8 protein-coding genes and 1 CRISPR repeat array are annotated in these 11,801 nt (G+C 36.2%); of the genes, 2 read left to right on the forward strand and 6 right to left on the reverse strand.

The features are described 5' to 3' along the window. Positions 1–20 precede the first annotated feature (20 nt). Positions 21–516: a CRISPR direct-repeat array (repeat unit 36 nt; unit sequence GTTATAGCCCCCTTTCTCACTCGGATGTGCTATACT). A 166-nt stretch (positions 517–682) separates the two neighbouring features. From cas2 to cas9, 3 genes are read right to left on the reverse strand one after another with little or no spacing between them, the layout of a single operon-like run. Beyond that, complete coding sequence (cas2, locus tag M0Q17_RS03455) at positions 683–988, reverse strand: CRISPR-associated endonuclease Cas2 (RefSeq protein WP_295083319.1); 306 nt, start codon at positions 986–988, stop codon at positions 683–685. A gap of 14 nt (positions 989–1,002) precedes the next feature. Continuing rightward, entirely contained in the window at positions 1,003–1,896 is an 894-nt protein-coding gene (gene cas1, locus M0Q17_RS03460; RefSeq protein WP_295083321.1) for a type II CRISPR-associated endonuclease Cas1, read from the reverse strand. Between the two features lie 19 nt (positions 1,897–1,915). Then, on the reverse strand, positions 1,916–4,852 hold the full coding sequence (gene cas9 / locus M0Q17_RS03465) for a type II CRISPR RNA-guided endonuclease Cas9 (protein WP_295083323.1): 2,937 nt from the start codon (positions 4,850–4,852) through the stop codon (positions 1,916–1,918). Positions 4,853–5,107: 255 nt separating this feature from the next. Here cas9 and folE point away from each other — a divergent pair, with 255 nt between their 5' ends. Beyond that, positions 5,108–5,680: a GTP cyclohydrolase I FolE gene (gene folE, locus M0Q17_RS03470; RefSeq protein WP_295083386.1), complete on the forward strand. Its 573-nt coding sequence runs from the start codon at positions 5,108–5,110 to the stop codon at positions 5,678–5,680. Between the two features lie 27 nt (positions 5,681–5,707). Next, positions 5,708–7,021, forward strand: coding sequence for a flagellar protein export ATPase FliI (gene fliI / locus M0Q17_RS03475; RefSeq protein WP_295083325.1), 1,314 nt, complete (start codon positions 5,708–5,710; stop codon positions 7,019–7,021). On the opposite strand, the gene M0Q17_RS03480 is transcribed toward fliI, so the two are convergent. From M0Q17_RS03480 to M0Q17_RS03490, 3 genes are all read right to left on the reverse strand, one after another. Then, positions 7,002–9,077, reverse strand: coding sequence for a WD40 repeat domain-containing protein (locus M0Q17_RS03480; protein WP_295083327.1), 2,076 nt, complete (start codon positions 9,075–9,077; stop codon positions 7,002–7,004). The genes fliI and M0Q17_RS03480 overlap by 20 nt on opposite strands. Before the next feature lie 146 nt (positions 9,078–9,223). Then, on the reverse strand, positions 9,224–10,198 hold the full coding sequence (locus M0Q17_RS03485) for an MBL fold metallo-hydrolase (RefSeq protein WP_295083330.1): 975 nt from the start codon (positions 10,196–10,198) through the stop codon (positions 9,224–9,226). A 93-nt stretch (positions 10,199–10,291) separates the two neighbouring features. Further along, complete coding sequence (locus M0Q17_RS03490; RefSeq protein ID WP_295083331.1) at positions 10,292–11,770, reverse strand: FAD/NAD(P)-binding oxidoreductase; 1,479 nt, start codon at positions 11,768–11,770, stop codon at positions 10,292–10,294. Positions 11,771–11,801 lie beyond the last annotated feature (31 nt).

Consider the following 11,801-nt stretch of genomic DNA (forward strand, 5'->3'; position numbering starts at 1 on the left):
TATATAACTTGTGAAGTTTAGTTATAGCCCCCTTTCTCACTCGGATGTGCTATACTGATAGGATTTTTCTTTTTAGTCCATTTTGTGTTATAGCCCCCTTTCTCACTCGGATGTGCTATACTAGTGGTGCACTTGCTCCCGCCCGCTCAGAGTTATAGCCCCCTTTCTCACTCGGATGTGCTATACTCTTTGTCATAGTGTCTATCTTGTTAGAGAGGTTATAGCCCCCTTTCTCACTCGGATGTGCTATACTGGCGTATTGCGACGCAAAACAACTCAAATTGTTATAGCCCCCTTTCTCACTCGGATGTGCTATACTGTTAATTTCAAAATACACAGCAAAAGAAGTGTTATAGCCCCCTTTCTCACTCGGATGTGCTATACTGGTTTACAGCTTCATTCTCTTTGATGTGGAGTTATAGCCCCCTTTCTCACTCGGATGTGCTATACTTTTAGCTCCATAGCTTCATCAAACTCTTTGTTATAGCCCCCTTTCTCACTCGGATGTGCTATACTACTACCTTCTGAAGCCTGCTATAGTGGGCTTCAATTGTTTGAAGCTTACTTTTAAAATCATCAAAATATGGAAGAAAATTACTAGATTTTCTTATTTTTTTTAAATAATTATTAAATAATTAGAGATTTTTTATTTTAAAACCAAATTTTTTTGTTTCATTTTTACTCAAAATAGTAAAAGTTGTTTTTTTTCTAGTTTTTCTTCAACTGTTTTGATTCCAATAAGCGTTTCCATTTTGGCATATTGCAGGTCGGTAATGGAAATCATCCTAACATTTCCTTTTGGCGGTATATGCTCTTTTACTCTTTTTTTATGCGTTTCTATACTGTCATCGCCTTTACATATTCTTGTATAGACTGAAAATTGCATCATTATAAAACCGTCTTTTAGAAGATGGTTTCTAAACTGTGTATATTTTCTTCGCTCCTTTTTTGTTTTGGTAGGCAGGTCAAAAAAGACAAATAACCACATAAACTTAGACTCTTTCATGAGAGCGTCGGCAGTTTTAGATAGTTAGCGTCATTAAGTTTTAAGGATTTTACAAAAGAATGAGCCATCACATCACATGTATGCAGCAGAGTGACATTTTCACCATCTAGCTTCATCTGCATGTTTAGAACATTTATAAGTGCAGATTTTACGCTTATACCGAGATGAACATCAAGCTCATCTTCTAGTTCAAGTTTTTTTACAATCATATCTGTCATAGGTCTAAGTGGCTCTAACATATCATCGGCTAAGTTATAAGCATTTAACTCAGAGTTGTGAAAGACTCCAAAAGTAGGGAGCAAACCGTAAGAAACTAGAGATCTTGCTACCGCACCTCTTAGTATAGCGTAGCCATAATTAAGCGCTATATTCCTCGGGTCTAGTGCTTTTTGGTCTCGCAAAAAATCTTTAAATAGTTTTTGCCAATATTTTCTAGCGGCAAGTGCTTCTAGGTTTTGGCCATCGCCGGATTTGACTTTGTCTTTTAAGAGTTCAAGCTGGATATTGTCAATCTCAAAGTAGTTTAGGAGCTTTGATTGGTTTGTGATTTTCTGGGTAATGATTTTTTGCCATAGCTGTTTTTTAAGAGGCAGTTTTATATCTCTTTGTATGTGAGCTATCTGAGAGAGTCGCGAGTGTTGATGAAATGGTGTAAAACAGCCGTTTGGCATGTGGTAGCCGTCACACGTAAAGAGTGCTATGTTTTTTTCGGCTATCTGGCTTAAGAGCGCTGTTGTGATAGTTGCCTGATTGCTCTCAAGCACTATGACTGTTATATCTTCAAGCGGGACTTTTATGCTCTCTTCATTGTGCGGTTCATATACAAACTGAAGATTTTTGACGCTTAACCTGCAAGGTTTTGTAACTAGTATGGTTCTCCATGCAGCCATAATCACTCCTTTTTATAGTTTATCTTTTTTGTTTTTTTGTTCCTTCTCTCTTCTGGCTTTTTACTTCAACATAGTTTCCTAAAGCATCTACTTGATATTTTTTTACAAAAACTAGGTTTTGGGAGCCATAACTATATTCTTCACTTCCATTGTGTGCTTTTAAAGTTATGTTAGCTGTTCCACTATGCGTGCCGTCGTAATAACCTAAAATCTGAACAGACTCTTTTGTCGCTGTCTTTTTTGTTTTAATCTCTATTAAATCACTCTTATAAAAGGAGAACAAAAACTCATACTCATCATCCATTTCAAGCCATGGCTTATTTCCTTGTACAATTGCCTTATTTGGAAGAGTATCTTTTATAAAGTCGCTTACATAGATGGGGACCAAATAGTATTTTTTTGTCTTTTTATTTTCAAAGAGATCAACTCTTGGCATAGTGTCATTTAGTGCAATGCCGTGTTTTAGTTTTATATTGTTTTTGATGCTGTTTCCTTTTAGGGAGTCTATCTTGCCGTCAGGTTTTTTTACACTTAATGTTTTATCGCTGTAAACAGTCTCTTTATGAGCCGCCCCGCTAATTTTTCTCCTTGGCATGTGTGAAACAAATATATTTTCCACACTCTCTTTAACTTTGTTGCCAAATTCGTCCATTGGTGGCTCAAACTTGAGATTTTTTGCTTTTTCCTCCCTATTTTTAAAACTAAAACCTTCTCTCTTTCCAGATATAGTAGATAGTTTCTGTACTTGAGATTGTGTAGAAAAAGCTAAAATAATTGCATCTTCTGCATGGTGAAAATGGTTATCTCTGTTTTTATCTCCGACTCCCCATTTGTAGCGAAGCTGCGATGTAAGCATACCGTTACGGGTAAATACATGTTGTTTAGCTTTTGACTCTTTAAACTCAATGTGAGCTTCTATGTAATTTTTTACAAACTTTGATATATAGGAGGTGTCATTTTTATTTCTCTCTTTAAAAGCATTTTCGCTGTTTTCATCAAAATTTGTTTTAAGAAGTCTGCCTTTTTTAGCATGTCTAATGTTTTTAAGTCCTTCTATTCTTCCTGAAAACCCTTGCCACACTACAGAGTTTTCATCTGCTTTAAAATATTCAAAAGGTGTTTTATTTCCTTTGTCCTGATTTTGCTTTGTAAGGCATAAAACTTTGTTGTTTAAGGAGTCGTCAAGTGAGCGGCTATATGGTAGTATGTGGTCTATCTCTGTTGCATAAGGGTCTGCCAAAATATTTGGGTTAATATACTCTCCGCTATAAATACACTCTTTGTTTTGTTCTTTCCAAAGTCTAAACTTTAAAAGCTCTTTTGCGTTTGGTTCTTTGCCTAAAACTTCAGTTGCATGAGTTTTTGCTTCTTCTTTTAGTATTTGGAACTCATCTTGTGCTTTTTTAATATCATTTCTGTCTTTGTGAGATTTTTTAATATCTCTTGTAAACTCTATATGTACGGCATCAAGAGCTCCATATTTTCTGGAAATTGCATTATAAACAAGCCTCATTTGGGCAATTGCACGCTTTACTACTGGGTTTGTCATCTCTAGGTTTTCCTGCGCGCTTAGAGGAGGTAAAAGTTTTGATTTATTGCCTTTAAATATTGCTTTAAAATCATATCCAGCCATCTCACAAGCTTTGTCATAATCAAAACCATCTTCTAAGAAAGGGATTATCTTTGCCAATGCTTTTGTGCTTATATGTCCAAAGCCTGAAAACGAGAGTGTTATAAGTGCATTACATACCGCTACATTGTCGATAAGCTTATTTAATTCTTCCAAGCTTTTTTTGTCGTTTTTTTCGGTACTTAGTATTTTTGCAATTTTGTCTAAAGATTCATCATTATTTTTTATATTATCCCAAAACATATTGTCTATGCCTTCAATAGCTTTTTGTATCTTTTGATACGCGCTAAAATCTACTAATTTTGTACTTTCTGAATCCTTTACTTCTCCAGTTTTATGATCAAAATATGTTAAACCTTTAAATTGTGCATCCTTATCTAAATCAAAAAGTTTTTTAAGCGATTTATATGTGAACTTGCTTGTGGTTTTTGCATTTTGTATAGCTTGATTAATCTGCTCTTTATTAAGAGTAATTTCACCGTGTTGAGTGGTTATTCTAAGATTTTTTAGCTTTTGCAAGGCTCTGAATTTTTCAAATGTGCAACTTGCTTTTGGTGCTCTTTTTTCTAATGGTTCAAAAGGGCAATTGGCTACCATGCCCTCCACAGATTTTAGCGGTCGCTGTGTAAAAGCTATCTCTTGGTAACTGTTTAATAATTCATTACTGACAAATTTATTTCCAAACTCTTTTTGTTTGTGAAAAAGTATATTTATCTCATCAATTAACATCTCTCGTGAGACAGAATTTTCATAGTTTAATTTTCCTTCTGAGTTTTTGCCATTTCTTTTTTTCTTTTTTGTAGATATATATTCGCCTATAGTTAAATAAGCTTTTTCTTGAATTAATTTTTTATTTTTTTCTATTCCACCTAAAACTGCTTTGCCTTCGCTATCCGTAGGCTCTTCACTTTTTCGGTTTGAAGCATATCCTCGATGTTTTGCCAAATGTATCATGATTCGAGCCAACTCTTTATTGTCTAGTAGTCTATAAATAGCATCTCTCCGTAACTGCCATGCATCTTTTTGATTTTTATTGCCTATAAAAAGGTTCTCAAGCTCATCAGCCGTTATAATTTTTTCATTAATTAGTAATCTTTTAATAGCTCTTAATTTTTGAGCTTTTCTTTTGGTTGTACGTCTTGCGCTTCTGGCTTCTCTGCGCGGAAGTGCTAATGATTTTCCATCCTTTGGATGTTCTGCTATTGTAAATATTCTTACACCACTATCTATGATTTTATTGTTTTTAGGCTCGTTGTCGTCAATATTTGCCAATGCCCATCCGATGGAAGTTATTCCCAAATCTAATCCCAATATAATTTTTGACATTTCAACTCCTTTTAATGGTAGTAATTATATCATATTGGATATAGTTTATCCGAGTGAGAAACGAGTGGGCTATAATAAGCAGGTTATGGTTCCTGCGTAAGGCTCTGAACACTGTTCATCCTTTTTAAAAACCAATTTTCTTATACATCCAGCCATAAATCTTGATATAAATAAAATCACATCATTTTCTCAGCTATTTCTTGATACTCTATCGGTTATAAAAATACTCGTAAAGGTATAGTGTTGTCAGATAAAATAGATACAAAATTTGAAGATGCGGTAAAGACCATGATGTTTCATGTCGGAGAAGACCCAAGCAGAGAGGGACTTTTAAAAACTCCTCAAAGAGTTAAAAAAGCGTATGAATTTATATTTGGTGGCTATAAAGAAGATCCTCGTGAGATACTAAGGTCGGCTCTTTTTACCAGCTCAAATGATGAAATGGTGCTTTTAAAAGATATAGAGTTTTACTCTACATGTGAACATCATCTTCTACCGATTATCGGGCGCGTGCATGTGGCTTATATCCCTGATGGCAAAGTTGTAGGACTATCAAAAATTCCTCGTGTCGTGAATGTTTTTGCGCGCCGTATGCAGATTCAAGAGCAGCTTACCGAGCAGATAGCAGATGCAATCATGGATACAATTACGCCAAAGGGCGTAGCAGTCGTTGTTCAGGCACGTCATATGTGTATGGAGATGAGAGGAGTACAGAAGATAAACTCAACAACTACATCCTCGGCACTTCGCGGATTATTTAAAAAAGATGAAAAAACAAGAAGCGAATTTTTCTCTTTAATAAACTCTCCTACTGGTACCCGTTATTAGAAAAGCACAAAAGCAAGGAGATTTTTAATGCCTTTTTCCTCATTTAAAAATAAAATCTCAAATAAAAGATACTCGGTTGCTTTTGGCGAAGTTGTTAAGATAAATGCAACAGTAATTACTGCGCGCGGGCTAAAAGTAAGCATAAGCGATATAGTGAAGATTATCTCAAACGAGACAAATCAAGAGACTATAGGTATGGTTACAGAGATAGATGGCAGCACCTTTTTTATCTCACCTTTTAGCTTTGTTGAGGGGTTCTGCTCTGGCGATAGAGTCTTTTTAGACCAAACAGGCTTAAATATTCCGGTAGGTCAATCTTTGCTTGGACGAGTTGTGGATCCGTTTATGAGACCGATTGACGGCAAGGGGGCAGTAAATGGCTCTAAGCTGATGCCGATAATAAAACCCCCGATAGCCGCTATGAAGCGTGGTATGATAGATGAGGTTTTTAGTGTCGGAGTAAAGAGTATCGATGGACTCTTAACTTGCGGGAAAGGTCAAAAACTCGGTATTTTTGCGGGAAGTGGAGTCGGAAAGTCAACACTTATGGGGATGATAGTAAGAGGTTCTGATGCACCCATAAAAGTGGTAGCGCTTATAGGCGAGAGGGGCAGGGAGGTTCCTGAGTTTATTAAAAAGAACCTAGGCGGAAATCTTGAAAATACCGTAATCATAGTAGCGACTTCGGATGACTCTCCGCTCATGAGAAAATATGGTGCATTTGCAGCGATGAGCGTTGCGGAATTTTTTAAAGACCAAGGACTTGATGTTCTTTTTATCATGGATTCTGTTACAAGATTTGCAATGGCTCAAAGAGAGATAGGGCTTGCTCTTGGCGAACCACCGACTTCTAAGGGCTATCCGCCATCATCTTTGACACTTTTGCCTCAGCTTATGGAGCGTGCCGGAAAAGAGGAGGGCAAAGGCTCTATTACCGCTTTTTTTACGGTTCTTATTGAGGGCGATGATATGAGCGACCCTATCGCGGATCAATCCCGCTCTATTTTAGACGGACATATAATTCTCTCGCGTGAACTTACCGACTTTGGAATTTATCCGCCCGTTCACATATTAAATTCAGCTTCGAGAGTAATGAATGACATTATCTCAAACGAGCATCTAAGAGCAGTTATGAAGTTTAGAAAACTTTATACTATTTTAAAAGAGAATGAGATGCTCATTCGTATAGGTGCGTACATTAAGGGTACGGATCCAGATTTGGATGAAGCGATAAGTAAAAAAGCTGAAATGGAGAAGTTTTTAATCCAAAATTCGACACAAAAAAGTGAGTTTAAAGATACAGTAGAGACTCTATTAAAAATCATAAATCCTTCACAATAATATCGTTATGTCTCCAGCTGTCTCTCGTCGGTCTATCTTCTTGCGTTTGTGTTATAGCTAGTTTTTGTGATGCTGTTTTTTCAAACTTTTTCATAAGGTGGCTGATTTCACTGTCAATGCCAAAGATATCTATGTATGTATATATTATTGCCTCTGCACTCTTAAAATTATTTTTACGCATTAAAATCGTGATTCTTACATGAAAACTGACTCGTAATAGATCTCCTGTTTTGTTGCTTCTGCTTGATAAAGTAAGAAGCTGCCCTAGTGTTTTTCTTATATCTTTTATATTTCCCTCAACTGCATACTCTTCACATTTTTGTATAAGCTTTAACCAATGTTTTTCAAGAAGCACTCCAAGTTCTGTACTTCTTAAATCTTCATAGATGTCCAAAAGCTCATAGCAGCTTATAAAATTACCGTTTTTATAAGCAGTTTGGAGAAGGATTACATGTTTGCATTTTAGGTGCAACTCTTCAACTTTTTTTGTCAAATGTGGAACTTCTCTAAGAGTAAACAAAATCTCTTTAGCTTTCTCAATTTTAGCGGCTCTTATATCAGCTTCTATCTCCAAAATAGTCTCTTGTGTCTGCTTGTTTAGAGCTATATAATTTGGTATTTGTCCAAAGAGTTCATTTTTTTCCACAAGGCTGCTGATGCTTTTAAAGTCTCTTTTTTGTATTGCTCTTAAAAACTCCACAAACTCTTTATTTTGGGTAAGCAAAAGTTTAATAAGAGGCTTTTTTGATATTACCGTGCCGTACTCTCCTAGAAGTGCTCTAGCACCCGCAAGATTGTTTTTTTGTATATGTTTTTGAGCGTTTAAAAAGGCTAATCTAAAAATCTGCTCCATATTTTTATACAGGAGTGTTCTCTTTAACGGTTCATGTTTAGAGCTCATAGCATATGCCAAAGCGTACCTTTTTTCTAAAAAAAGCTCTTGAAATCTAGCGTAGTTTTCAAAAGCGAAAAGGAGTTCTCTTATTTTGTTCTCTTTTGACTTTATATCTTTGTATGGGTTTAAAATTTGAGTGGCTTTGGTTCTATTTTGGCAAACTAACGCTTTTAGAGCATCATCGTAGCTTTTTTCAAACTTCTCTTTTAACATTTTATGCTCATGCGAACCTTGAAGCATCGGCTCTTTTGTGATGAGTTCAAAAGCTTCTTTAAGTGAGTTTTGAGCCATAAGCGACTTTAATTTTGTAATGCCCGGCAGTTCTACATGTAAAATCTCACTGTTTTCAAGAGCAACAATGAGTGAGTCGCTATTTACAATATCCATATATTTTATGCGTCTATCAAACTCAATATATTTGCTGTGAACAATTTTATAATTTTTTATATCAATTATTGTGATTATTTTTGAATTCCCACTAACCATAATATAGTTTGGATTTGGCATTATAATGATTCTATCTATTGATGTTATGGGCGTATCAATGCTTCTTTGGCTCTTTTCATCTAGGAGCGATACAATATCAATTTTGCCGTTATCCTTAGCGCAAATGAGCGTTTGTTCATCTAAAAAACACATAGCGTTGATGCGAGTTTTATTGTAAGTGATGACTTTTTTATTTGTCTGTGTATAGAGGTCAATAATATATATAGCTCCGCCGTAACCACTACATGCAAAGCTGTTGTTATAAAAGGCAAAGGAGCTTACGTAATTCTCGCCCTCTTTTGTGATGCTTTTTCTATCGTAGGGAAAAGAGCAGAGTCTAGAGAGCAGTGAGGGTTGGTTTATTTTGTATTGAAGCACTCTTGCGCGTCTGCTTCCGGCCATGATGTAGTTTGAAGAGAGGTCAAAACTTATAATCTCAATATCTTCGTCATTTACCTCAATGGTGTGAATTATCTCCTTGGATTGCATCTCTAGGATGTAGATAACCCGGTTCTTAACAAAGGCAAAAAGCTCAGAGTTTGGACTAAAGGCAGAGGCAGTTACATCTGCATCAAGGTACATGTTAGCTATGCTCTTTTTTATCCCACACTCGCCGAAGTCAAATATTTTTATCCCATGAAACTTTGTGCCATAAGCAACTAAAGAATCACTCAAGACTTTCATTGCAGTAATATCTGATTTTGCTCTTTGGCATTTATATGTTTTAGGCATAAAAGATTATAAATTACAAAGGTAGTGTTTGAACTGAATTTTAGTAAAAAAGAGTAAGGGCAGAGCCGCTAAAGAGCGGTTCTGTTGTTTTAGAAGTCAAGCATCTCTACTTCTGAGTAAGCTTTCATCAAATGTTTGCCCATTTGACCCTCATAAGCATCCCAGGAGTGATAAGCTTTGAGTTTTTCATCTACCTCGGGCTTTATTTCATAGCTTGCCATACCCTCTTCATAGGCTTTTTGCGCGCCTTTGAGTACAATTCTCATATAGTCTAAAAATGGGTCAATAGTTTTACTTATCTCTCCGCTAGAAGGACCATGCCCCGGAACATAAAGCGTGTATTTTTTAAACCCGTCTTCTTGGTTTTTAATCTTCTCTAGCAGTTTAATATTTTCTACAATGCTAGATGACTCATCAAATGCCCCAAAACGATTTATAATAAGATTATCGCCGATAAAAAGTGTATTTGAGTTTGTATGTTCTATAAGAATATCTGTATCAGTATGCCCTTTTGCAAAATGGCGCATGATAAATGTTTGTCCGTCAACAACAACTGTTTGTTTGTTTTCAATACCTTGATTTGGAAATGTAAATGGTTTTGTTCCCTTTAGATTTCCTGTTAATCTATCTAAAATACCATACCATGTATCTGCTGCATTATCTTTTACCTGCTCTATCATGTATGTTAAAGCGTAAATAGGCACATCAGGGTATTTTTCTTTAATATTTTTATTTGCAAACCAATGGTCCCCATGTTTGTGGGTATTAAAAACGGCAATAATAGGTTTTTTACTTAACTTTTCAATCTCTGAAAGAATTTTCTTGCCTACATTATAATTTCCGCCCGGATCTATTACTATTAATCCGTTTTGGCTCTCTATAACCGCAGGATTATTCATAAAACCTTCGTTTTCTTTGCTTGGTTCTTTTTCCGGTCCATGCATGACATAAACATTTTGGTTCATTTTTTCAAATTTGAAATCCCCGAGCGTACCTAATGTAAAGGCATTTAGCGATATTGAGAAGAGTATAGTAACTGAAGCCAAAAAAGTAGCTTTTTTCATCTTGTTTCCTATGTTGAATTGAATTTTATTGGAAGGATTATTATACTTTGTAAAGAGTAAATCCCCCCTAAGGAGGATTGGGATAGTTTTTGGTTACGCTCTACCTGAAAGCATACCGTGGATTGTCATTGGTTTGAGTAGATAAACTTTTAACAACCACATAATCCATCTCTCTTGTGTTGGGTCAAGAGGGAATGAAGGAGTTGGTTTTTTACTCCAGTCAAATTCTGCAAGCATAACAGTTCCGATGCCTGTAATAAGTGGACAAACAGTATATCCATCATATTTAGACGTAAGTTCTTTACCGCCCATAGCAGAGATAACATTATCAACAACAACTTTGTATTGTTTACGTGCAGAACCTCCAGTTTTACCCATTGGTACGCCTGCACAGTCACCAACTGCCCAAACATTAGGGAAGAAAGATGATTGAAGAGTCTCTTTGTTAACTGTAATCCAGCTACCTGCAGAACCAATTTTTGATTTACCGACAACATCAGGTGTTTTCATCGGAGGAGCAACGTGCATAAAGTCATATTTAAACTCAACAGGTTCGCTTACTTCTACCTCTTTAAAGACTGGATCACCCATTTCATCTTTAAACTCTTGTTTCTCCATACGCCATTTGTTGAATGTAGCTGTTTTAGTAGCTGTGTCTACCGCTACTAGGTTATGTTTATAGTTTGCAATAAAACCTCTCACTTCAAACTGCTTAACAATCGGAACATTATAAGCAGGAATACCGAATAATGCACCATTATTAGTATTGAAAGTAAGCTCAACTTTATCACGAACTCCGGCTTCTACAAGACGAGCATGTGTTAAATACATAATTTTAAGTGGAGCACCACCACATTTGATAGCCCCTCTAGGGTTACTAAAGAGTGCTTGAAGTTTTTCAGGGCCGCTATGTGCTTTTGCTTTAGCGACAAGCTCTTGGATACCTTTCCATGTTGCTACTGCACCGTCTTGGAAATATATAGAGTGTAGACCATCTTTAGTGATAGTTTGTTTTGTAGCTTCGTTGTTTTTTCCAGCAGAAGTAATTTCACCTTCTATGCCTCGGATAGCTGCGTAGTTAAGGTTTGCACCGGCTGCTACAATTAGTTGATCGTAAGTTACCTCTTGTCCCCCATCAACAATAACTTTGTTATTTTCAGGATCTACAGAAGTCACACTCCCCTTTATAAGTTTAACACCACTTGGAACAAAATCATCTCTCTTATAAACAATGTCATTTATCTTCCAGATGCCAGAAGCAACCAAAGTTTGACCAGGCTGATAAGAAACAGATAAAGGATCAGGCTCAATTACGGTAATATCCGCATTTGAGATAGAGTTGTTAAGACGTGCCGCCGTACTCATACCAGCTAGACCACCACCAAGAATCACTATTTTACCCTTAACGTCCGCAGATGCAGATGCAGTTGCAGTACCAACAGTAGCGCTTGCTAAAACAGATGCCGCTAACGGCGATACTGTTAAATATTTTAAAGCCTCACGACGAGACATAATCTCCGGATGCTTATCAACTTCATTTAAAATCTCTTCTAAGATCTCATTCTTTCTCATGATTTTCCTTTTTTTGTGATAAAGTTATCAA

Source organism: Sulfurimonas sp. (genome assembly GCF_023229105.1).
Lineage (GTDB): Bacteria > Campylobacterota > Campylobacteria > Campylobacterales > Sulfurimonadaceae > Sulfurimonas.